This window comes from Actinoallomurus liliacearum, assembly GCF_039542035.1.
Lineage (GTDB): Bacteria > Actinomycetota > Actinomycetes > Streptosporangiales > Streptosporangiaceae > Actinoallomurus > Actinoallomurus liliacearum.
The window spans coordinates 125,674-148,146 of the sequence record NZ_BAABHJ010000039.1 but is presented as its reverse complement, the minus strand read 5'-3'; the positions used below and the strand labels follow the sequence as shown (position 1 = coordinate 148,146).

Genomic DNA, 22,473 nt, shown 5'->3' with positions numbered 1-22,473 from the left:
ATCCTCGGGCCGTCTACTATCGTGATAGTAGAAATCTTCGGAGACGAGTGGGAAGCGATGCTGGTCAATCTCCTGTTCGGCAGCGCCGGCCTGGTGTTCGTCTGGCACCTTCAGCTCGCGCCGCTGCTGATCGACCGGCCCGGCCGAGGCGGCGCCGACGACCCGGCGACGCGGCGTGCGAGTGACGCATCGCGAGGATCACAAGCACCGTGATCGCCGCCAGGGCGATCAGGACGTAGAGGTTTCCGCGCGCGAGCTCGAAGCCGTGCCAGTGGTGTTCCCGGTGCCTCCCGAACGGAACGGTGCGGATCAGGCCCTGCGGCAGTGCCGACAGGCCGGGAACCGCGAAGATCCATGCCCCGAAGAGCACCTCGAGCGCCGCACCCCCGGCGATCCAGGCCCACGTGCGCCGGGGCGGTCCGTTCATCCGGTCGGCGGCGAGCACGAGCGCAGGCGCGATCCACACCCAGTGGTGCGACCAGGAGATCGGCGAGATCAGCAGACCGGTCATCGCGCAGGTCACGACGCCGGCCGGCTCACGGCCGCCGCGGCTCTGCCGAGCCGCGAGCCACAGCCCGGCGGCTCCGACCACCGTTGCGCCGCCCAGCCAGTACGGCCGGGCGGCGTTCTCGCCGCCGAGGAACCGGACGAACATGCCGTACAGCGACTGGTTCCCCACCCAGTCCACCGGGCCCACCCGGCTCGGCGCCATGAACAGCCGATCCCCCCAGAACCGCCCGGACTCGTGCGGGAGGGCCACGAAGCCCACGGCGACCGTCAGCAGGAACACGGCGATCGCGACCCCCGCCGCGCGGAATCGCCGGGTGAGGAGCAGGTAGGCGATGAAGATGCCGGGCGTGAACTTGATGCCCGTGGCGATGCCGATCCCGGCGCCCTTCCAGCGGCGACCGTCGCCCTGCCGGAGGTCGGCGATGATCAGCACCATCAGGATCAGGTTGATCTGGCCGAACCACAGTGTCTTCTGCACCGGCTCGGTCCACAGCGCCGCCGCGGTCACCAGGAGCGTCGCTCCGAGCAACGCGGGGCTGCGACGGTGGCCGAGCTCCCGCCACGTGATCCAGACGGCCGTCACCAGTGCGGACAGGCTCGCCAGCGTCATGATCCAGCGCAGCGCGGCCATCGGGAGCACCGACAGCCCCGCGAAGATCACGGCGGCGATCGGCGCATAGGTGAACGCGAAGCCGCCGATCGTCTCGTCGTACAGGTGGTCGGAGTGCCGGGCGAGCAGGCCGCCCCAGCGGTAGACCTTCAGGTCGGACATCGCCCACAGGTCATGGGGATGGGCCAGCACGGTCATCGCGTAGCCGGCGACCGCGACACCGAACGCGAGCAGGCCGGTGACCAGCAGGACGGTGCCGCTCCGGGTCATCACGCGCGGTGCGCCCGCTCGCCGGTGACGAGGGCGAACTGCCGTTCCCAGCGGTCGAGGACGGCGTCCGGCTCGTACCGCCGGACGGACTCGCGGGCAGCCTCGGCGAGGGAGTCACGCAGGCCCGCGTCCTGGATCAGCCGGTCGAGCGCGGCGGCGAACTCCACGGTGTTGCCCGGCGCGACGATCAGGCCGTCGTGGCCGTCGGTGAGCAGTTCGCCCACGCCCGGCGCGCAGTCGAAGGCGACGGTGGGCAGCCCGTACGCCATCGCCTCGATGATCGACATGGGGAAGCCCTCTTCGCGCGAGGACAGCGCGAAGATCGACGCGCCGGTCAGCGCCGCCTCGATGTCGGAGGTCGGCCCGGCGAACTCCACGCTGCCGGAGACACCGAGTTCGGCCGCCTGGCGGCGCAGCACGTCCTCATCGGGTCCGGAACCGTACAGGCGCAGCCGCCAGGACGGGTGGCGTGGTGCGATCTCGGCCCACGCTTCCAGCAGCATGTCCTGGCCCTTCTCGAAGGCCAGGCGTCCGTGCCGGACGACGACCGGTTCGGTGCGCGGCGAGACGGAGCGCGGGGTGACGTGCAGGAAATTGGGCATCGATCCGGCGTTGGACATGTCGTCGAAGGCCCACGCATCCGCGTCGGCGTCGGTCAGCGCGAGCAGCAGGTCGGCGCCGGCGAAGTGGCGCTTCACCCGCTCGTAGCGCGAGGACCGGCGGGTGGCCTCGTACGACTCGTGGCTCATGCCGATCACCGGCATCCCCGCCGTGTCGGCGCGTGCCACCCATTCCATCGCCCAGACCTGCGCCGCGATGACCACACCGCCGGGGCGGGCGGTGCGGAACAGCGTGCTGAGGCGTGCGGCGCCGCGCCGGACCCTCAGGCGATGGCGCAGTTCCCGCAGGAGCGTGCCGACCGGTCCGTCCGCCGGCGGCAGGTCGCGGTCGTGCAGCACGGTGACGGTGTACGGCAGATCGCGGCCGTAGTCGTGGGGGCGGTCGGCGTGCGTGATGCCGACCAGGTGCACACGGTGGCCTCGATCGGCGAGCATCCGGCCGATGTCGTGCGCCCAGCGCTGCAGGCCGCCGAGTTCTTCCACGTTGTTGCAGACGATGAAGACGTCGCGGGCCTCAGCCACGGTCACCTCCGGTGAAGAAGCGCTCGACGATCGCCTTGGCTGCGGTTCCGGTGTCGTACTCGCCGAAGCGTTCGACGAAGCGCCGCCGCCGGTCGGCGTGGTCGCGGCGAGCGCCGTCCAGATCGCCGAGGGCGGTGAACAGTCCGTCCTCGTCGCCGGCGACCGGGCCCGGCGCGTGCTCGGCGAGGTCGAAGTACGCTCCGCGCTGCCGGCTGACGTAGTCCTCGGCGTCGGGCGTGTAGAAGATCATCGGCCGCTCCAGCAGCGCGTAGTCGAACATGACCGAGGAGTAGTCCGTGATCAGCGCGTCGGCCAGCAGCATCAGCGTGGTCACGTCGTGTTCCGCGCCGACGTCGATCACGGTGCCGCGCAGGCCCGGTGGCACCACCGCGCGGCTGAGGTAGTGGGCGCGGATGAGCAGGACGTGGGACTCGCCGAACTCGCGGGCGAAGCGGTCGAGGTCGAACGGGATCTCGAAACGCGCGGCGGGCCTGCCGTTCTCGTCGGTCCGGAACGTCGGCGCGTACAGCACGACGGTGCGCTCGTCGTCTTCCAGGCCGAGCCGCCGCCGCAGCGCCGCCTGCTCCTCGGGATCGCCGCCGGTGACCAGCGCGTCGTTGCGCGGGTACCCGGCCCGCAGGGGTTTGGCCGTCACTCCCAGGCCCTTGACGAGGGTGCGGACGTCGTGCTCGGAGCGGACGGCGAAGTGGTCGAACCGGCCGATCATCGCGGCCAGCCGGTCATGTTCGAACCGGGTGCCCTGTTTGACCGTGGGCTCGTCGAAGCCCATCCGCTTGAACGCCGAACCGTGCCAGGTCTGGATGTAGGTCGTCTCCGGGCGTTTGACCAGTCCGGCGGGGAAGCCCTGGTTGTCGATCCAGTACTGGGCGCGGGCCAGGGCTCGGTAGTACGCCCACGAGCCGCGCTTGACCAGCGTGGTGTCGGCGGGAAAGCCCCGGCGGCTGCCGCTGTACGACCAGATGGCCTGGTACGGCGCGCCGCGCTCTTGGAGCGCGCGGTGGATGTACTTGGGGTTGTCGGAGTACTGGGCGCCGAGGTGGCTCTCGAAGACGATCGTGTTCTTCTTGACCGGCAGCCGGACGAGGAGCCGGTTGAACACGGCGATCTTCGTGTCCCGGCTCGTGAGCCGGCGGATCACCGCCCGCTCGACGCGGCCGAACCACTGCCACCAACGCCGGCCCAGAGCGGTCCGGGCGACGTGGCGCAGGGCGGGCAGTGTCGTTCGTGCGGGCCACCTCTCGCCCACGATGCGCAGCGCGAGCTCGCCGGACTCGGCGACGTAGGCCTCGAGGTGGTCGCCTGCCACGCGGGTCAGCCGTGGCCGTACGGGCACCCGTACGCCGTCGTGCGCCGTTCCGTCCGAGGCGAGCCGTACGGTGACGGTGTCGTCGCCGGCCTTGAGACGTAGCCAGAGACCCCAGGTCTGGTCGACCAGCCCGAGCGGGCGGATCCTGCGGGCCGGCGCGAACGCGGCCTCCCAGCGGATGCCGTCCGCCTCGTGCCGTACGGTCACCGGGACCCGGAAGGCGCGATTCTTCCGGCGGCGGTCGCGGATCTCCAGCGTTCCGGACGGTTCCAGGTCGGCGCCGATGTGGCCCAGCGGGTTGACGACCGTACCGGTGACGCGGAGCTCTCCCCCGGCTCGGCTCATCGCGGTGACCTGGCCGCCCAGGTCGAAGGCGTCCAGTGGCGCCGAGTGGAGCCCCAGGTCGGTGACGTCCAGGATCCGGCGGCCCAGTGCGGTCTGGAGCCGGCCGCCGGACCAGTAGATCCGCCCGTCGCGTTCGACCGGTTCGATGGACAGGACCGGTTTCCGGCCCCTCTTCGCGGCGTAGTCGGCCGCCGCCACGGCGCCCTCGATGTCGCCGTGCCGGACCAGGTACGCGCCGATGGCGGGCAGCGGGTTGCACTCCGCGAACACCACCGGGTCCAGTTCGGTGAGGTAGGACCGGGCCAGGTCGAGGAACGCCCGGCGGTACTCCGGATCCCGGCTGCGCAGCTCCCGCAGGTAGAGCAGCAGGTCGTGGTTGACGAACTTCACGTTCTTGAATCGCGCGAGCCGATCGGCCTCGTGGGCGTGGAACACCGCGTCGATCCGCCGGTGGATCTCCAGGCGGTCGGCGAAGTTGCGCAGCTCCGCCCGGCGGTTGGTGATCGACAAGGTGTCGTCCCGCGGGACCACGTACCAGTTGTAGACCCGGTGCGGGATGGTCACGATCCGCCGCGCGGTAACGTACGCCTGCGCGCTGAACAACAGGTCCTCGTAGTGCAGCCGGTCGACGAACCACAGGCCCTGGCGATCGAGGAAGTCACGCCGGTAGCACTTGTTGGTCGACAGGGTGTCGTACAGCAGGTCGGGGTCGTCCAGGACGCTCTCGTACACCCGGCGCTCACGGTAGAGCCACGGGTACCAGTTCTGCTCCCGGTCGGGGAAGACGCGGACGCAGCGGCCGGAGACCAGGTCGGCGCCGGTCTCGTCCGCGGTCGTCACGAGGTTCCGGCAGGCGTGCGGGTCGAGGGTGTCGTCGCTGTCGAGGAACATCACGTACCGCCCGCGCGCGGTCTCGATCCCGACATTGCGCGGCCGCCCGCACCCGCCGGAGTTCTCCTCGAGCGTGCGGGTCCGAATCCGCTCCGGATGGGCGGCGGCCAGCCGGGCGGTCACCTCCGGTGTCGCGTCCGTGCTCGCGTCGTCGACGATGACGATCTCGACGCCGGGCAGCGACTGGTCCAGCACCGAGCGGACGGCGCGGGCGATTCGGGCCGCGTCGTTGTAGACGATCACGACGACGCTCACATCAGGTTCCGGAAGCAAGCGGTTCCACCACCTTCGTCCTCGCGATCAACTACTATCGCAATAGTACGATTTTGATAGTAATTGCACCGTAAAGGCACCGATTCAGAGGACCACCCCGGGGAAACGAGGACAATGCAGCACTTCATCGCTGATTTCGGGTACGTCGCCGTCTTCCTCCTGATGGCCGCCGAATCCGCCTGCATCCCCGTGCCGTCCGAGCTGATCATGCTGTTCGCCGGCGCGCTGGCGGCCGGCGCCGTCCCGGGGAGCAGCCCGGACCTCTCCCTGATGATCGTGAGCGGCACGGCGGGGAACATCGCGGGAAGTTACGTCGCCTGGGCCGTCGGGCGGTACGGCGGCCAGGCCGCGCTGCGCCGCTGGGGCCGGTACGTCTGGCTGAAAGAGGAGGACATCGACCGCGCCGCCCGCTGGTTCGACCGATACGGCGCCAAGGCGGTCTTCTTCGGCCGGCTGCTACCCGTCGTGCGCACCTTCATCTCCCTGCCGGCCGGCTTCGCCGTCATGCCGCCGGGCCGGTTCGGCGTCTACACGCTGGCCGGCTGCGTCCCGTGGACGGCGGCACTCGGCATCGCCGGCTACGCCGTCGGACGCAACTGGCAGCGCGTCGCCGACGCCTTCCACGGCCCCAGCTACGCCATCGCCGCCATCGTCGGAGCGGCCGTCGTCGTCGGCGTCATCGTCTTCGTCCGCCGGCGACGCCGTACCGGCCAGGCCACCGGTCGCTCCATCTGAGCGGGCATGCCCGGGGCGTGCCGCCGAAGGGCTCCGAGCGCCGCTCCCGGCGCGGCCCGTCCATCCCGCGATGTAGCCGGACATCGGCCGTTGGACCTTCGTGACCTGCCGGAATCCTCCGGACGGGCGACGCGAATGCGGCCGAGGCGACGCCGTACCGTTCTCCTCGAGTACGCCGCCGAATCTCCCAAGGAAACGATAATGATCGAGGCCAGGGGCCTGACGAAATGCTACGGCAACAAGACGGCGTTCTCGCTCTGGGCGCGGGTCGCGGTCAGTCTGGTCCTAGCCGTCATCATCGTCGGCTATCTGACTGTGACCCGCAAAGATACGGCGCGCTGATCAGGATCGCCTGTTCACCACCCGGCGTCCGCCCTCATCCGGGAGCGCACGCGTGGGGCGCGCTACCCGGGAACCCTCACCGGGAGACCTCTTCTGGCGGGTTCACCCTCGGCCGGTCGTCCACACGTCGGTGATGGGGGCGCGCGAGGCGCTCGTCCCGGCGTGGGACAGGCCGTAGGCGTCCTCGACGGTCCGCAGCACGCTGTAATGGTCGATCTTCTCGGGATAGGCGCCGGGCTTCACGGACGCTCCGGCGAAGATGGTGGCGATCTTGTTGCCGGGAGAGCTGTCGTTCTCGTCGAAGGTGACGATCAGCAGGCTGTCGTGGGTACGCGCCCACCGGACATAGCCGTCCAGGTTGTCCCGGACCCAGGCGTCCCCGGTCTTCACCGGGCAGTTGTGCATGTCGTCGCACATATCCGGAATCACGAACGACACCGTGGGCAGCGCGGCGTAGTCGGAGGGGAAGTCGGCGAAGGACCGGCTCATCGCGTCCGGCAGGTCGGGGAAGTCCGCCCAGGGGACGTGCTTACGGGCATAGCGCCCGGTGACACAGGCGGCCCGGTCGAACGGCGGGAGTTCCTCGGCGAAACCGGCGAAGGTCAGCCCTGCAGCGGAGAGTTCCGAGGCGAGGTTCGGGGCGGTGTAGGAGTGTGGGCAGGAGTCGTCGGTGAGCCCTTGCGTCGACCCGGAGAACAGCGCCAGGTAGTTCGGCTGGCTCGGGTGCCGGATCGCGTAGGAGTTCGTGAACCGCGCACCGCCCCGCGCCAGCGACGTCAGGTACGGCGCGTCACGGGCACCGATGATCTGACGGTCGGACTTGTTCTCCAGCACGACCACCACCACGTGCCCGATCCGCGGCACCGAAGGGGCCGTCGGGCGCGGACCGGCGGCAGGAGCGGACCCACCCTTGCCGCACGCCGCCGTCAGGCACCCGGCGAGGGCCATCGCCGTGAGGAGCAGAGCGTGGCGAACACGCCGTTCTTTCACGGCCGGCCTCCGGTGCGGGGTTCGACTACTACCCCGATAGTACATAGATCCCGGACCAGGGCTCAGGCTCCTGCGGCGGTCACGATTGCGTCGGTGGCGAATCCGGCCAGCACGCCCAGCAGAATGCCCCAGGTGGTCAGCGTCTTCAGCCCCAGCTTGCGGGCCACCGCCAGCAGTTCGATCACCACGTACAGGATGGATCCGGCGGCCAAGGTGAGAAATCCAATGGACACCGTGTCATTGACGACTCGCTGGCCGATGAGAGTGCCCAGGAACGTCGGGCCGCCTCCGATGAGTCCGAGGAGCGCCAGGTAACCCCAGGACGGACGGCGGCTTTCGGCGGCCATGGGGGCGACGATTCCGAATCCCTCGGTCGCGTTGTGCAGGCCGAATCCGATGATCAGCAGGACGGCGAGTTGCAACTCGCCGTGGGCGGCGGAGTTGCCGATCGCCAGGCCCTCGGCGAAATTGTGCAGCCCGATACCGATCGCGATCATCATAGGCAGGTCGGCCAGGCGCGACAGACCGGTGGCCTGGGCCGGGAAGTCGGTCGCCGACGCCGTGCCGGGACCGGACCGCCCCGGAGCCGCCGGCCTGGCGCGGCGCGCGATCGCGCGGTCGAAATGGACGAGCCCCAGCAGACCGACGCCGAAGCAGACCGCGAATACCGCCCCGTTGCCGACCGCCGCGCCGTACCCGTGATGGCCGAGCGCAGTGTCGACCGGCTCCCATGCGTGTGCGAGCACGTCCCACAAAAGGAAGATCAAGATGCCGGTGGCGGTCGCGTTCAGCAGGGCCCGGACCTTCGGCAGAGGCGCGCGCAACCGGCCGATCGGCAGGCCGAGATAGATGGTGAAGCCGGCTATCGCTCCGAGCACGGCGATCTGAGCGGATCCCATGAGGACACTCCGAGGGGTCGAGAGGTGACGCATGCCCCTGCCGCACCGTCCGCGCACGTTAGATTAGGCAAGGCTCGCCTAATACTACTGAGATAGTAGTTTTAGGCAAGCCTTGCCTCAGTCGGCGTCGTCGTGGCGCAGCAATTGCTGCAGCAGACGTTCGTCCTCGGGGACCAGATCGGACACGAAGCGGGCCAGTACGGCCGCGCGGTCATGACGCCGCCGGAGCAGGTCGTGCATCGCGGTCGCCGTATGCACCGCCTCGTCGACGTGGGGCGAGTAGACGAATCCGCGGCCGGCCCGCGTGCGGGTGGCCAGGCCCTTGCGGTGCAGCCGCGCGAGGGTGGTCATCACCGTGGTGTAGGCCGGGGTGTCGGGAAGCACGGCCTGCACGTCGGCGGGGCTCATCGGCCGGCCCCCATGCCACAGGGCGGCCAGCACGGCGTCCTCGAGCATGCCGGCGGGCCGCCGCCCCTGCTCGCGCTCCTTGGTCACGTCGATCTCCACACGTGTGTATTACCTTGATAGTAGATCACGCGGAACGAGAAGGCCGTACGGGCGGCTGCGGGCGTGCGCCCATGCGGTGCCACTCGTCCATCTCCTGAGGGATCGGCCATCGCCGCGCCGCGGCGCTCGCAGCCGCTCCGGCGCCGAGACGCTCGCGGTTACCGTCCGGCATGGGTTTCGGCGGTATGGGCGGTCGCCGGTCAGGCCCCGGCGAGTTCGAGCAACAGATGCAGGTCGTGGGCGGCGGCGAACGCGCACAGGGCACTGGAGCCGACCACGGAGGCGGCTCCGGCCAGCGGCAGCAGTGGCACCCCCAGCGTGGTGGAGGGAATGGTGGGCTCGGTGAGCAGGGCGGCGACACGGCGCGGAACGGGCCCGGCGGCGGCCAAAGAGCCACGCCGCCGCCCCAGCAGGCCGAGCACGGCGTCGGGCAGGCGCCGGCGAGCCGGGCCATGGGCGGTCGCCAGGGCCGCCTTGCCGACCGCGCGGGCGACCTGGCGGCGGTCACCGCAGACGGCGGCGGCGCGCTCGTCCGCCCAGCGTTCAACGGTGTAGGCGACAGTGGTGGCCACCGGCCGCAAAAGCGGATTGACCGCGGCGGCCAAGTGGGCGACGGCGACGAAGGCGTAGTGGTGGCAGGTCAGGTGGGTGCGTTCGTGCGCGAGCATGGCCTCCCGGTCGGCAGGGTCGAGGGCGTCGAGCATGCCGGTGGAGACCACGATGCGGCCGGGCAGGCCGGGCAGCGCGTAGGCGTCGGGGACGGCGTCGTCGACGACGACCAGCTGGCCGCGGCCGGGTAGACAGGCGGCTTCGAAGGCGGCTGCGGCCAGCGCCCGCATCCGCCGCCACAGCATCCGCACCCCCGCCCCTGCGGCGGCGGCCAGCACCGCGGCGGCGGCGACCGCCTCGATCGTGGAGACGGGGTCGCCTTTGCGTACTGTGGACGCCGACCAGTGACCCACATACGCCGCCAGCGGCAGGCGTACCATGCCCGCTACCGCCAAGACGCCCAGAGCCGCGCAGCTCAAGCCGGCCAAGGCCAGCGCGCTCGCGGTCAGTATCCAGGTCGCAAGCCGTGGTTCCAGACGGTCGGCCAGCGGCCGGGCGGCCAGCGCGGCGGGCACGGGGAACAGCAGCGGCAGGTAGACCAGCAGGTGCATCACCACGTTGTTCACTCCTGATCCGGCAGGCCGCCGAGGAGCTGCCGCAGCAGCTGCTCGTCCCGGGCGGGCAGATCCTCCACGAAGCGGGTGAGCACCGCCTCCCGGTCCGAGTCGGACTCCAGCACCTGCCGCATCCGCCGCGCGGTGAGCCCGTGGGCGTCGGCGACCGGCGCGTACGCGTACGCGCGGCCCTGCTTGCCGCGAGTCAGCAGGCCCTTGTCGAACATCCGGGACAGCACGGTCACCACCGTGCTGTACGACAGATCGTCGCCCAGGCTCTGGAGCACCTCGCCAGGGGTCAGTGCCTGAGGGGAGGACTGCAAGAGCGCGAGGACCTCGGCCTCCAGTGCTCCGCCCGGCCTTCGCTCTCCCGGAGCGGGTCCGGTGTTCACGAGTTGGTTCCCTTCCGTTCATCCTCTACAGTCCTGTAGAACTTCTACCAATACGTAGAAGTTGGTGCGCCGACGAGTCTGTCACGCCGGCCAGGCGTGGCACACCCCGCCCGGCCCGACCCACGGCCTTCCTCATCTCCTGGAGATCACCCTCGATGACAGTCCACCCCGTGCAGCTCGCTCTCGATGGCTCCGGCATCGACGGCTCGCTGTTCACCGCGATCACCAACGTCGCCCGCGACACCCGGTGGCTCAACACGCCGCTGGAGGTGTGGACCAACGCCGGGCTCGGGGTGTTCGCGGTGCTCATGCTGGTCGGCTGGTGGAACGCCCGGCGCCGCGACACCCCCGCCATGGCCCTCGCCCTAGCGGCGCCGGTCGCCGTGGCGGTGGCCTTCGCCGTCGCCGAGGTGGTCAAGAAGCTGATCGCCGAGGTGCGGCCGTGCTACTCGCTGCCGCACGACTACTTCGTCTCCGCCTGCCCCGTCCGCACCGACTACGCCTTCCCCAGCGGCCATGCCACCGTCGCCGCCGCGACGGTGGCCGCACTGTGGCTGCTCGACCGCCGCCTGTCCGTCGTCGCCGCCGCCTTCGCGGTCTTCGAGGGTTTCACCCGCGTCTACCTCGGCGACCACTACCCCCACGACGTCATCGGCGCCGCACTCCTGGCCCTTCCGGTCGCCTACCTCATCAGCCGGACCCTGGGCCGCGTCGCCGTCCCCCTCGTCACCCGCCTGCGCGCCGGAGTACTGGAACCGGTGCTGACCGCCGCGCCCGCCAGCGCCCACGCCGCCCGCTGAAACACGGCCGGGAAAACGGCGGGTAGACCGGCGCCGTCCAGGCAATGCAGCGCCCGCTGCGGGGCACCGGAGAGGCGAACAGCCATCGCAGACCGGTCACGGCTGCGTTCGCGGAGCGAGTGCCACCTCGACGGCGACGATTGCGCTCAAACCGTGACCGAAGGACGCGAACGTCGGCGATGACCAGGGCAGGAGCGCATCGGCGGCCCGGGCGGCGAGTCCGGGGATCGGTCGGCGGGTCCGCAGATCCTCGATGGCGAACGGTTCGGTCATCCTGTCCTGCCGACCCGGGTACCGAGGCGGCCAGCCGACCCACATTTGAGCCAGCTCGGTGCCCGCCTGGGCGGTGATGAACGCAGCGTTCGCCGCAGCGATAGTGTCCGCGCAGGTAGTTCCGGCCCACATGAGACAGACGCGAGCGGGTCAGCCCGATTTTGCAGCTCTCGGCAAGCGCCACCAGCGGACGAGCAGCCCCTGCAGGCGGGCAGGGTGGTCGGGCCACCGCGCCCGGCGGACCTGGGCGCGGACCCATGCGTCAATTAAACCTCCCGAGCGGCGTAGAGGATCTGGCGTGCTTCGTGGAGGAATTCGCGGCCGCGCTGCGTGGGAGTGAGCGGGGTGGTGGTCCGGTCGATGATCGTGAACCCGGCGGCGTTTTCGATCTTGCGGGCCCGTTCCCGTAGGACGGTGTCGCGCCCGTCGTAGATCGCGCGGGCGGCCGCAGCGAGGCTGGCGTGGCCGGGGATCTGAATGATGAAGGCCAGTCGGTTCAGCGCGCCGGTGCGCATGGTGACCGCGTGCATGGCGGGCGAGGGCGGCGCGGGCAGGTCGAGGTGGCCGATGCCGCTGTACTCGTTGTGGTGGCGGATCGGCAGGCCCCAGTTCTTGGCCAACCGCATCAAGTAATTAGCGGTGACACCTCGTTCTCGGGCCAGCGCGTTCATGCTGCGCAACTTGTCGACGTACTCGCGGTGTAGCCATGCGCGGGTGATTCCGGATTCGGGCGGTGGGCGGCGGTAGGTGCGGCGCGGTGGGACTCCGTCGTGTTTGAGGAGCCGGCGGATGGTCGCGGTGGCGCAATCGGCCGTCGCCGCGATCTCAGTGACGGGAAGATTTTCGTCCTCGTACAACTCGCGTAAGCGCGCCGGCTCGAGCACCTGCTTGCGGGTGCGCGATACGGGCAGGCCGTTGGCCATCGTCGGTGGCGTGCCGACATCGGTGATCTCGCAGTACAACCGGATGTGTTCGGGGGTCAGCCCGAGCGCCTCAGCCGCCTCATCGATGGAGTCGGTTGTGGCCAGGACAGCGGTGACGTCGCCTTCGTTCATGGTGGTGGGGTCGGTTCCGGGCCATGACGGGCAGTTGGCCCAGTGTGCGGGCGGCTCCCAGGTGAGGGGTTCGTCGATGCCGTGCCGGTCGAGGTTGGCGCGGGCCTGCTGGCGAAGGAATTCCCGCAGCGGACGTGGCGCGTGGTAGCGGAATTCGGTGCAGCGGTGCCCGAACGGTTTTCTCGCGTCGGGCGGGGCGCGGTGTTCCCCGGTGAGCAGCAGACGCAGGTACCAGCGCAGCGCCGCGACACGTGGCGCGTACCCGCTGCTCCAGCCGTGTTGCAGGCGCAGCCGGGTGTAGGCGTCCAGATCCAGGGTGAGGGTGGCGTCGGTGAACAGGGCGCGTCGGCGGGCGTAGTCGATGGGACTGCCGTGTTCGTCAAGGGCGAAGGCGAGCTGGGTGAGGATCGATGCCAGCGGTGTGAGGTCGCGATCGTGGTAGATGCGGTGTTCGACGGCGCCTCGGTCGGCATCGTGAGAATGGTTGCCAAGCAGTGGGGCGGCGCGTTCGTAGTTCATCTGGGGCGGTGCGCCGGGCAACAGGAGGAAGCTGGCACATCCGCGGCGGAACGAGCTGAACGAACCGGTGCGCGGGTCGTCTCGGCACGGGCCGGCCTCACTGGGCGGTGGGAGCAGGCGCATCGTCCAGCTTGGCCACAGCATCGCCGGGATCATCGTCGCGCGGCGGGTGATGGCCTCGGTGGGCAGATCCGGCCAGCGGGGCCGGGGCGTGGCGGTGGCATACCGCAGGCGAGTATGCAGGGTCGCCTGGCGGTCGAGCCGTCCAAGGACGTGGCTGACCATGGTCGGGCCTGCCCAGGTCCACCGGTGGGCCAGCATCCCGACGCTGGGCTTGTTCTGCCGGTCTGCGATGAGGGAGCGATCGGCCCGCAGGATCCAGTCGAACAGTTCGTTCTGATCGGGGTGGCGGTCATCCAGCGCGACATCGGCGAGCGCGGCGCCGATGGCCGCGCTGCGCGCGTCACGGCCGATATCCGCATTGATCAGATCGGGTAGCTCAGCGTCGCATTCGGTCAGCACGGCGTGCACGATCGGCGGAGCTTGGTCACCGATGGTGTGGAGTCCACGCACGGCCCGCCAGGCCACCGCGTAGATCTGCCGGAGTGCGGTCACCGCTTCCGGGCGGGCGGCTGGCGGGCCGGTCAGGAGGCCGGCCAAGCGCTCGTAGGTGGCCAGCACCAACCCGGTTGCGGGGAGGCGAACGGTGGGCGCGCAGGTCAGGTCGGCCCCGCACGCGCCGCGATGCCCGGTCCCTGGCCGGTTCGGGTTGTCGCGGGTGCAGGCACCGGTCGAGGCGGGGCCGAGGCGTCGGATGTTCCAGGGGTGCGGGGGACGCTGGCAGGCTGGGCATACGTCCAGCAGCAGACGTTGGTGCTGCGGGCAGGCGAAGGTCCAGGGCAGCCGCCAGGTGAGTGGGCCGCGGCCGTCGTCGCGGGCCAGGCAGGCGGGGCAATAGCGGGCGTGGGCGCCAGGGAATCGTCCGGTCGGGAATCGGGCCAGCCGGGTCCGGTGGCCGGGTTCGATCGCCACCGCCAGGCCATCGAACGGCTCCAGTGTCATCGCCGCCAGAGCTTGCCTGCTCACCCCGGTGGCCTGCTCCAGGGCTGTGGCTTCGTGCTCATGTAGCCGCAGCACCATCTGCGTCATCGGGCTGCTGCCGAGTCCGAGGTGGTCGAGCAGGCCGTTGCTGGTGGTGCGCAGTCGGCGGGCGTATGCGCCGAGCCAGCTGTCCAGCGCCTCTCCCGGCAGCGGGGCCACCGTGATCGGAATACGTGTCGCCGTCCAGCCTGTCATCGACTCGCCGTCTTTCGAGCGCGGAAGGTTGGGAGGGAGGTCAAGAGCCCGGCGTCGATCGCGGCGAGGAGTTCCTGCCGGTTCTCTTCGGCTGCAGCGTCGTTTTTCACCCCGTCCATCAGCCCAGCATCCAGACGTTCCCGGCCGGTGCGGACCGTGCGCAGGCAGCCCCGGCTGATCAACGCCATCAGCGAGGCGAAATGCCCGCTGGAGCGGGCGAACAAGTAATCCGAAAGATCGTCGGCCAGCATGCCGGGGTAGCGTCGTGCCAGCACGAGTTGGCGTTCGATCGACAGCAGCAGCCGGCGCCACTCGACGCGTCCCGGCTCGTTATCGATGTGGAAGGGGCGCAGGGTCAGCGGGGTGGTGCGCCGCCCGAACTGCGCGTACAGGGCTTGTGGCGGCGCGTGGCCCTCGGTGAGCAGGCCGCGGTCGGCCACACCCACTCCGACATAGATGAGTGTGACCGGGAAGGTGTTGGACAAGAACTTCAGGTGGTTGGCCATCTTCACCGCGTTCGTATCCGTGCGGCTGGGCGCCAGGAAATGGATGTCGTCGACGATGAAGACACTGGTCCTCAGGCTCAACACCGCGTCCTTGGCGCGCTCGGCGAGCGTGTCGGCGTCCCCGCGGTCGGGCAGGCCGTAGAACCGGCAGATCGCTGCGTTCAACCCGCGGATGTGGGTGTTGCCGGTCAACGCGATGTAGATGATCGGGACACGGCGATGCCCCTCACGCGTGGTCTCCCCGCGCAATACGATCTGCTGCCGGTAGTAGTCACGCCCGTACTCACGAACCGCGGTGCTCTTCCCCAACCCCGCATAAGCGTCGACCAACGCGGCGGGTTTGGCCTTGTCTCCGTCCTGCCGATTGGATTCCACGATCTCGGCCAGATCCTCATGCAGTCCAAGGAGTTGGGGTGTTTTGATCGGGCCGAGGTTGGCGTGCCACACCGCGCGCCGATCGTTGTACGCCACCAACTCCTGTTCCGGCAGCGCCGCCAACTGGGCGACCGACAGCCGTTCCGGCCGCGCGCGGGCGGCACCGTAAACGAATTCCAGCCAGCCCGACAGCCTGGTGGGCGAGTACTGCCGGTCGTCCCCCTCCACCAAGCTCGGCGCCACCGCAGCGTTCACCTGCTCTCCCACGCGTCGGCGTAAAACACGTCCTCATCCATTTCACCCGCCGAGACCGTCTCCTCCTCGCCGGGAAAGGCCGCGTCACACTCGGCGTCCTCATCGTCGTCCCCGCCATCGAGCTCGGCGACCCCGTCAGCGGCAGTAGGCTCTTGTCGCTGTTGCGCGCTGACTCGCTGGACAGTCGGCAGCGCCGTTACCTGCTCAGCCAGCATCATCGGGCCGGTGATGGTTTCGCCGGTCAGCCTGAGCCGCTCTTGGGACAGGCGCACGGCCATCCGCCGTTCGGTCCGGTTCGCTGTCAAACCGGCTCCCCACCGGTCCAGCAAGTCGATCAGAGCACGTTTGGTGTCCGGGAACCGGTGGGTACGGGCCGCGAGCCTGCGCGCGTAGGCGGCGGCTTCCCGGCTGAACGGCCGCCCCAGCGCGGCGGCGTGCTCCCACACCAGCTCATGCCAGGAGCAGTCCCGTGGATCTTGGAAGTACACGTGGCTAAAGTCGCCGCTGTCGATGGCGATCGGCCACTTCCCCGCGTGCGGACCGCCGAGCGTGCTGCGCCGGTTACGGAAATCGTCCAGTGCGGGGCTGTTGTAGCGCAGCGTGTCGATCTCCACCCCGTAATGCTGGATGGTGGCGTACGCCACCTCCAGAAACTCCAACGCCATGTCCGGTCGCGTGGGGATTACGAGCGGACCGGCGCGCGTGATTCCGTGCTGGAGCATCTCCAGTGGACTCACCTGCAGGCCCGGAAATTCCGGCACCACCAGGCCGCGGTGCCGACAGCGGTGATACAGCCCGATCCACTCCCGGATGATCTCCTCAAGTTCGTTGAGGAAGAAAAACGCCTGCTCCTCGACGTTCTGACCGCGCGAGTACACGTCCGGGCCCTTGTACCCCGGCAGCACCGCCAACAGCCCCTCGCTCAAGGTCTTGAACCAGCGTTCCACCGGCTTGTCCGTCGGCGTGTACGGCCGCGCCGGTTGAATCGAGATCCCGAACCGCGCGCACACGCTCTTGACGTGGTTGGACAGGTAGACCTTGCCGTGGTCGACAACGATGGTCTCGGCCGCGACACTCGGCAGCAGTGGCCGGCCGCGCGCATCCACCAGCTTGTCCGCATCCACCATCACCGTGTCCGGGACGCCGCAGTACGGCAACGCCGCACTCTCTTTCCGCCGCTCGCGGGTGCGGGTGTGGATCGTTTCGAACAAGACACCGGCGATGTCGATCGCCTTGGTCGATACCGGGGTCAGCCGCAGCCCGGTGATGCACCGGCTGTACAGGTCCATCGCGACGGTCAGCTCGGCCTGCACCCACCGGCAGGTCACCGGCTCCATCGCGAACACATCCAACCGAGTGGTGTCCACCACCACGTACTCGCCGGGGCGGGTGGCCCTCAGCCGTCCGTACGCTCCGTGCGGGCGGTTCGCGATCGACCGTTTGGCTTTCGTGCTGCCCGTGAAGGCGTTCACGCCCCGGTCCAGTTCCCGCAGCAACTCATACCCGACCGTACGAGACGGGATCGTGACGACGCCCTGCCCGTACTTGTCCGCGAGTCGTTCTTCGACCTCCGCCAGGATCAGACTGCGGACCGGTCGGCTCGCGTTCACGTGCTCGGCGATCACCTGCCGGGCCACGTCCAGCCAACGGGGATCGGCCCGATCCAGAACCTCGCGGACCAGTCGCTCCGCCACAAGCCCTACCGGCCCATCCTCGGCCTGCTTCACCCAGCGGCGCACCGTACTGACTCCGACCCCTAGTTCGGCGGCCTTCGCCCGATACCGCGCCATCATCGGCACACCCGCTGCGAACTGCGGCCGCGGCTCTGCGGCCAACGCCAACGCCGGGCACCCGAACTGGTAGCCGGTCCTCACCTCCTGCACATGCCGGTACCGCGCCGTCACATCATCGTCCTCACCCGAAGCGGAGAGGACCGCAGCGACCGCCGGCTGCGGCTCGGCCGTCTGGACCAGGATTCGGATACTCGGATGCGACAACAGCGCGACGACATCCACCTGCCGCCACGCCGATTTGCCCGGAGCGCCAACAGGGCGGAGCATTACGCGGCTGCCCTCGATCTCAGCGACGGTGAACTGCTCACCGTCGAAGCTGATCGGCAAGCCCGGCCGCAACGCAACCGTCCGCCCGGTCACCTGCGCCTCCGCAGCACCGACGTACCCGACAGCGGACGGCTCAGATCGGTGGTCACCCGGCCCAACCACAACAACGCCATCAGCGCTGGCCGTACCTCATGCCGCGGACGGTCACCAGCAAGCCGCAGCTCCGTGTCGGCCAACGGTTCACCATCGCGAATCAACGCCCACGTCCGCTCCATCTCCTCGGCTGGCACAACGCCCTGGCGGCGGTAGGCGGCCAGGAAACGGACGTTGTCCAGCATCGTGACGTCAGCACCGGACCACACCTCATACGCCCAGCCGTGCCGTTTCGCCAAGACGCCCGGCCACGCCAGTGCCCGGACGACCCTGCGGTCTTCCAACCGCGCGGCCGACTTCACGTTCACCAGCCGACCCGTATCCGCTGCCGTCACCAGCAGGAAATCCGGCACATGACAACGGATATGGCCATCCACACGGGCCACGAGGCGGAACGGCTGGGCGTAGATCTGACGGACCCGCAAGTCGAAATCGGCCAGCAGCAGCCGGGCCAACTCCAGACGGCTCTCATACGCGACAAACCCGCCAGTTGTGGCGGAGGCGTAGGCGCCGGCGTAATGCGCCTGGCCGTGGCGGGCACGGACCTGCCGCCACGGAACCGAACCGATGAAGTCCGGCAAGCGCAAGCGATCAAACGTGAACGCCCGCACCGTCCCGTCGTCGTAGCGAACCCATACGGCCGGGTCGCACACCCTCAGCCGAGCACGTAACCGCGCCATCAATCCACAGTAGGCGAACCAAACTCACCGACCAGTGTCGACCCCCGACCTGGGGCTTCCCTCTGCTGACCGGCCGAGCGGCCTTCGTCGGCTGCGGCACCTGCCGGCGCTTCCCGGTATAGAGGAATTACAGTTTTGCAAGGATTACAGTTGGCGCCTCAATGCCATTGCTCAACGAATCCCGGATTTGCTCATTCAGTGCTCATGATCGCGCGGATTTGCTCGCTTATTTCCGGATCCTACACTCCTGGTGGATTCGGCTGTGGGGCGGAGAAGTTCCAGATGGAGGCGGTGGGTTTCGTCGGTGGGTTCGACGTCGAGGTCGGCGAGGCGGTTGGCCAGGAGTTGGTAGGTGCGCCGTACGGCGTCGGGTCGGCCGAGATGTGTTTGGTGACGCATTAGGTCCTGGTAGAGCGGCTCGGCGTAGGGGTCATGTTCGATGGCGTGCTCGAGGACGGTCAGGGCTTGCTCGGGGTGGTCGTCTTTGAGGAGGCGGGCGAGATGGGCCAGGGCGTCGGTGGCGTGGCGGCGGAGGCGTTCGCGTTCGGTTTCGGCCCACTCATAGGTCAGGTCGTCGGCGAGTTCTCCCGTGTACAGGTCGGGGATCTGCTGGAGGGCTGTGATGCGGTTGGCGTCACTGGTGGCCTTGTGGGCCTGGTGCAGGGCGGCTTGCAGGCGCCATAGGTCGACGTCGATGAGGGTCGGGTCGAGGCGGTAGCGGCCGGCTTCGTGGTTGATGAACATCGGCTGGCGCAGGCCGGTGGCGGCACGGAGGGTTTTGCGGACGTTGTTGATCGCGGTGTGGAGCATGGTGGTTCCGGCGTCGGGGTCGCGGTCGGGCATGAGGGCGTCGATGCCTTGGTCGCGGGTGATGCCGTCGGGGTGGAGGGCGAGGTAGGCGAGCAGGTCGCGGGCGATGCGTCGCAGTCCGGTGGCGATCAGCTCTCCGCTTGCTTCGACGCGGACCGCGCCCAGCAGCCGCAGCTGGACCGGGCGGGCGACCGGCGCATCGCCCTCCGCTCCTGGGGACGGCGTCTTAACGGCTGTCGGCTTGTTGGGGGCGGCCTGCGGTGCCTGCGCCGTGTCCTTGGCCTCAGGTGGGGTTGCGGCCGGTGGCGTGCTGACCGGCGGGGTTGGGGTGGCGGGTTCGGGGGCGCCGTTGGCGGTCTGGATGACCTGGAGCATGGTTCCGGCGTCGGTGGCCGGTAGGTGAAAGAACTGGGCGCCGGTCCAAAGGTCGGTCTCGGGTCCGGTGGCACGGGTGATGGTGCCGTCGGCAGCGAGGGTGAGGGTGGTGCCGGCCGCCCGGTCTCCGAGCAGGAGGCCGCCGACGTCGTAGGGGCGGCCGAGTTGAAGGATGGCCTGCAGGGCTTCCCCGCTTGTGGGGGCGGTGGTGATGAGGATGATGGCGGGCAGGGGTTCGCCGGGGTCGGCCTCACGGAGGGCGGGTACGTCGGGTGCGTCGGTGGTTTCCATCAGCCGGGCCCGGTGGATGATTTCGGCTTCCAGGTGGGTGATGGCCGCGGTGAGTGATGCGGTGATGACGAGCCCGGGGACGGTGGCGGCCAGGCCGGTGACGTCGATGCCGGTTCCGGCGAAGAGTGCTGCGGCGTCGGGTTCGGGGATGAGGAGTTCGACGCGGTAGCGGCGGGACTTGGCGAGCAGTTCGGTCACGATCGCCCGGACCACCTCGAGGTTGCCGGGACCGGTCAGGGCGAGGTTGAGCCCGGCCAGGCTGATGGTGAGGTCCTGGCCTTCGCGGGTTCCGATGGTGAGCTGGGCTGGGGACGGGGCCGTGGCGTCGCGGGCGAGGAGTTCGGCGTCCGAGGGAATCGGCTGGCCGCAGTCGGTGAAAGCGTCGAGGTGGGCTTTGCGGGCGTGGGCGACCGGCGTGGGTACGGGAGGGGCCGGGTCGGTCGGGGCAGGGTCTGGCCATTCGTCGAGGTGGGGGCGGCAACGTCGGCGGTGCAGGCGGGTGGCGGCCAGTGCGAGGCTGATCGCTCCGGCCAGTCCCAGACCGACATACGCGCCCGAGGGCAGCCGTACCGTGGCCGGTGCCCCGTGTGGCCTGTCGTGGGGGTGTGTCGGTTCGCTCGGTGTGGGTTCTGGTCCGGGGTGTGAGGACCGCGCCAGCGCGGTGGGGCGCGGTGTGGGGGCGGGGTGTGTGGGCGTCGCTGGCGCATTTCCGGTGGTGGGCTGGGACGCTCGGCCAGGTTGCCGGGTCGGGGCCGGTGTCGTTGCCGTCGGTGACGTTGACGGCGTGGCCGCAGACGTCGCCGTCGGTGATGCCGTGGTGCTCGGCGCGGCAGGTGGGGCACCGGGTGCTGTCGGCTGTGCTGGCGTCGGAGCGGAGGAGCGTCGTGGGGGCTGAGAAGGCGGTGCCGACCGGACAGGATGATGCCGGGCAGGGCTGGTCGGTCGGGTTCGGGTCGGGCCGGAGACGCCGTGGTTACCGGAGGCTGGGACTTTGATGCGCTGGCCGGGGTAGATCCGGTCCGGGTCGCTCAAGCGCGGCAGGCCGTGGGGTTGGGTGAGGTGTTTGCTGGCGTTGAAGATCCGCAGATACTTGATGCCGGAGCCGTACTCGTGCCGGGCGATCGCCCACAAGGTGTCGCCGCGGGTGATGACGCGCGTCTTCCAGCGGCGCGGCTCCGTCGCCGGTGTCTCATGCGCGGCCAGCCGAACACGACCGTGGAGCCCGTTCGAGGGTGTCGTGGCGATCTCGGCGGTTACGGCCGCCGAAGCCGCTGTGGGCTTGTTGGCAGCGACGGCGGTCTGGTGAGTGAGGGACGCGGTGGTCGAGCTGGCGAGCGGAGCCCCGGTACTGACGATGAGGGCGATCGTGGCGATTAGGTCGCGGGCCAGATGCTGCATCGGCCGGATCGGCCGTGGCAGTCGCCGGGTGGGGCACCCGCGCAGGTAGGCGATCGTTTCGGTGAGCGTCGCGGTCATGAACAGGAGCCAGGCAATCCAGCCGATTCCCTTCACCACGGCCAGGAACAGCGTGTTGCCGGTGTCGGGCTGGGCCAGCGTCGCGGTGATCCGCGTCCAGCTCGGTACCGCGTGCGGAATGGGCGAACCGCCGACCGCAACCAGGGCAGCCGGGAGGCCGGCCAGCAGGAACAGCAGGACAGCGAGCGCGCCCAGACCGCGCATGATCTCAGTGGCTCGTGACCTGCCGGGCTGGTGTGTCATCGGTTCTCCCCCTTGACGCCGGTGGCCAGGTCAGCATCGGCCACGGCCTGCACATGCAGGCTCGAGATTCCAATCACGGGCAGGAAAATCGCCGGCCGGGTGATCTCGACCCGCACGCGGATCCGGCGAGCTCCGACCGGGGTGACCGACCCTCGGTAGCCGCCAGCGCGCAGATACTGCTGGGCCGCGTTGATCGCTTCCTGACGGTCCACGCGGAAGGATCCGTGGGTGTAGGCGTGGTCACGGTCGACCTGACCGGCACCGGCGCGGGCGGCTTCTTCAGCGGCGATGTTCGCGTCGTGGCGGGCTTCCAGCTTCTGTTCGAAGTCCACGATCGCGCCGAAGAACACGATGACGACCATCGTGATGATCACCGTGAAGATGCTCAGCGCGCCTCGCTCGCGTCTGGAGCGCTCCCCTACCTGGGCCGGTGGCCGGATGATGGTCATGACCGGTCACCGGGCCCGGAACGGGTCCAGCATGGACCGGTGCGTCTTGGTCACCGTCCGGGAACCGGGCATTCCCGGCGCGGTGACCTCGGCGAAGTGGACGGTGCAGGTCACGCGTGCGGTGACGGTACCGGGCCGTCCGACGGGCAGGGCGAAGGCGGCCAGGTCGAGGCTGATGCGCGGTGTGCACTGCAGTCCTTTGTCGTGCAGGGTGGCCAGCGCGCTGGTGGTGGCGGCGCTGCGGGCTTGGGCGGGGGTGCGGGCGATCGAGGCCTGGCGGACGGCATCAGCAGCGGCCTGGTCCACCGCCGCGCCTGCGCCCCGAATCCGTGCACCGACCAGCAGGGCTGCCAAGAAGACGATGAACAACGGGGCGAGGATGGCCGCCTCGACCACGGCATTACCCGCATCCCCGCTCCCCGCTGGTGCGTGGCACCGGGGACGCACGGCATGGTTCGCGC

Annotated in this window: 18 protein-coding genes; 3 read left to right on the top strand and 15 right to left on the bottom strand. The window is 69.6% G+C overall.

The features are described from left to right. Positions 1–64: 64 nt before the first annotated feature. The 3 genes from ABD978_RS38140 to ABD978_RS38130 are packed head-to-tail and all read right to left on the bottom strand — an operon-like array spanning position 65 to position 5,350. Positions 65–1,390, bottom strand: coding sequence for a glycosyltransferase 87 family protein (locus ABD978_RS38140; protein WP_345365711.1), 1,326 nt, complete (start codon positions 1,388–1,390; stop codon positions 65–67). Beyond that, positions 1,390–2,532, bottom strand: coding sequence for a glycosyltransferase (locus ABD978_RS38135; RefSeq protein WP_345365528.1), 1,143 nt, complete (start codon positions 2,530–2,532; stop codon positions 1,390–1,392). The genes ABD978_RS38140 and ABD978_RS38135 overlap by 1 nt, the downstream gene beginning before the upstream one ends. Next, positions 2,525–5,350, bottom strand: coding sequence for a CDP-glycerol glycerophosphotransferase family protein (locus ABD978_RS38130; RefSeq protein ID WP_345365526.1), 2,826 nt, complete (start codon positions 5,348–5,350; stop codon positions 2,525–2,527). Before ABD978_RS38130 ends, ABD978_RS38135 begins: the two co-directional genes overlap by 8 nt. Before the next feature lie 132 nt (positions 5,351–5,482). Here ABD978_RS38130 and ABD978_RS38125 point away from each other — a divergent pair, with 132 nt between their 5' ends. Both ABD978_RS38125 and ABD978_RS38120 read left to right on the top strand, forming a co-directional pair. After that, positions 5,483–6,103 (top strand): DedA family protein, encoded by a 621-nt coding sequence (locus tag ABD978_RS38125; RefSeq protein WP_345365523.1) that lies wholly within the window; start codon positions 5,483–5,485, stop codon positions 6,101–6,103. Between the two features lie 201 nt (positions 6,104–6,304). Beyond that, positions 6,305–6,445: a hypothetical protein gene (locus tag ABD978_RS38120; protein WP_345365521.1), complete on the top strand. Its 141-nt coding sequence runs from the start codon at positions 6,305–6,307 to the stop codon at positions 6,443–6,445. Between the two features lie 102 nt (positions 6,446–6,547). On the opposite strand, the gene ABD978_RS38115 is transcribed toward ABD978_RS38120, so the two are convergent. The 5 genes from ABD978_RS38115 to ABD978_RS38095 form a co-directional block, all read right to left on the bottom strand. Then, entirely contained in the window at positions 6,548–7,435 is an 888-nt protein-coding gene (locus ABD978_RS38115; protein WP_345365519.1) for an alkaline phosphatase family protein, read from the bottom strand. A 62-nt stretch (positions 7,436–7,497) separates the two neighbouring features. Continuing rightward, entirely contained in the window at positions 7,498–8,334 is an 837-nt protein-coding gene (locus ABD978_RS38110) for a ZIP family metal transporter (RefSeq protein WP_345365517.1), read from the bottom strand. A 117-nt stretch (positions 8,335–8,451) separates the two neighbouring features. Then, the gene (locus ABD978_RS38105) at positions 8,452–8,841 is read right to left on the bottom strand and encodes a BlaI/MecI/CopY family transcriptional regulator (RefSeq protein WP_345365515.1); all 390 of its coding nucleotides are present in this window, start codon (positions 8,839–8,841) and stop codon (positions 8,452–8,454) included. Between the two features lie 200 nt (positions 8,842–9,041). Further along, on the bottom strand, positions 9,042–10,016 hold the full coding sequence (locus tag ABD978_RS38100) for a M56 family metallopeptidase (protein ID WP_345365513.1): 975 nt from the start codon (positions 10,014–10,016) through the stop codon (positions 9,042–9,044). Continuing rightward, a complete protein-coding gene (locus ABD978_RS38095) occupies positions 10,013–10,396 on the bottom strand; it encodes a BlaI/MecI/CopY family transcriptional regulator (RefSeq protein WP_345365511.1) in 384 nt (127 codons plus the stop codon). The genes ABD978_RS38100 and ABD978_RS38095 overlap by 4 nt, the downstream gene beginning before the upstream one ends. A 155-nt stretch (positions 10,397–10,551) precedes the next feature. Here ABD978_RS38095 and ABD978_RS38090 point away from each other — a divergent pair, with 155 nt between their 5' ends. Beyond that, positions 10,552–11,196, top strand: coding sequence for a phosphatase PAP2 family protein (locus ABD978_RS38090; RefSeq protein ID WP_345365509.1), 645 nt, complete (start codon positions 10,552–10,554; stop codon positions 11,194–11,196). A 539-nt stretch (positions 11,197–11,735) separates the two neighbouring features. Here ABD978_RS38090 and ABD978_RS38085 read toward each other — a convergent pair. The 7 genes from ABD978_RS38085 to ABD978_RS38055 form a co-directional block, all read right to left on the bottom strand. After that, positions 11,736–14,339, bottom strand: coding sequence for a TniQ family protein (locus ABD978_RS38085; protein ID WP_345365507.1), 2,604 nt, complete (start codon positions 14,337–14,339; stop codon positions 11,736–11,738). Next, positions 14,336–15,475 carry an ATP-binding protein gene (locus ABD978_RS38080; RefSeq protein ID WP_345365505.1) on the bottom strand — a complete coding sequence of 380 codons (1,140 nt, stop codon included), beginning with the start codon at positions 15,473–15,475 and terminating at the stop codon, positions 14,336–14,338. The genes ABD978_RS38085 and ABD978_RS38080 overlap by 4 nt, the downstream gene beginning before the upstream one ends. Then, entirely contained in the window at positions 15,472–17,628 is a 2,157-nt protein-coding gene (locus ABD978_RS38075; protein ID WP_345365503.1) for a hypothetical protein, read from the bottom strand. Before ABD978_RS38075 ends, ABD978_RS38080 begins: the two co-directional genes overlap by 4 nt. After that, on the bottom strand, positions 17,625–18,368 hold the full coding sequence (locus tag ABD978_RS38070; protein ID WP_345365501.1) for a TnsA-like heteromeric transposase endonuclease subunit: 744 nt from the start codon (positions 18,366–18,368) through the stop codon (positions 17,625–17,627). The genes ABD978_RS38075 and ABD978_RS38070 overlap by 4 nt, the downstream gene beginning before the upstream one ends. A 195-nt stretch (positions 18,369–18,563) precedes the next feature. Further along, complete coding sequence (locus ABD978_RS38065) at positions 18,564–21,563, bottom strand: BTAD domain-containing putative transcriptional regulator (RefSeq protein ID WP_345365498.1); 3,000 nt, start codon at positions 21,561–21,563, stop codon at positions 18,564–18,566. Next, a complete protein-coding gene (locus ABD978_RS38060; RefSeq protein ID WP_345365496.1) occupies positions 21,560–22,012 on the bottom strand; it encodes a TadE/TadG family type IV pilus assembly protein in 453 nt (150 codons plus the stop codon). Before ABD978_RS38060 ends, ABD978_RS38065 begins: the two co-directional genes overlap by 4 nt. A 6-nt stretch (positions 22,013–22,018) precedes the next feature. Further along, positions 22,019–22,408, bottom strand: a complete 390-nt coding sequence (locus tag ABD978_RS38055) for a hypothetical protein (protein ID WP_345365494.1) — start codon at positions 22,406–22,408, stop codon at positions 22,019–22,021. Positions 22,409–22,473: the final 65 nt, after the last annotated feature.

Bases quoted from the DNA above. Each gene is read 5' to 3' on its own strand.
- ABD978_RS38140 (WP_345365711.1), bottom strand. From the start codon at position 1,390: ATGACCCGGAGCGGCACCGTCCTGCTGGTCACCGGCCTGCTCGCGTTC.
- ABD978_RS38110 (WP_345365517.1), bottom strand. From the start codon at position 8,334: ATGGGATCCGCTCAGATCGCCGTGCTCGGAGCGATAGCCGGCTTCACC.
- ABD978_RS38085 (WP_345365507.1), bottom strand. From the start codon at position 14,339: ATGACAGGCTGGACGGCGACACGTATTCCGATCACGGTGGCCCCGCTG.
- ABD978_RS38065 (WP_345365498.1), bottom strand. From the start codon at position 21,563: ATGACACACCAGCCCGGCAGGTCACGAGCCACTGAGATCATGCGCGGT.
- ABD978_RS38125 (WP_345365523.1), top strand. From the start codon at position 5,483: ATGCAGCACTTCATCGCTGATTTCGGGTACGTCGCCGTCTTCCTCCTG.
- ABD978_RS38060 (WP_345365496.1), bottom strand. From the start codon at position 22,012: ATGACCATCATCCGGCCACCGGCCCAGGTAGGGGAGCGCTCCAGACGC.
- ABD978_RS38090 (WP_345365509.1), top strand. From the start codon at position 10,552: ATGACAGTCCACCCCGTGCAGCTCGCTCTCGATGGCTCCGGCATCGAC.
- ABD978_RS38120 (WP_345365521.1), top strand. From the start codon at position 6,305: ATGATCGAGGCCAGGGGCCTGACGAAATGCTACGGCAACAAGACGGCG.
- ABD978_RS38070 (WP_345365501.1), bottom strand. From the start codon at position 18,368: ATGGCGCGGTTACGTGCTCGGCTGAGGGTGTGCGACCCGGCCGTATGG.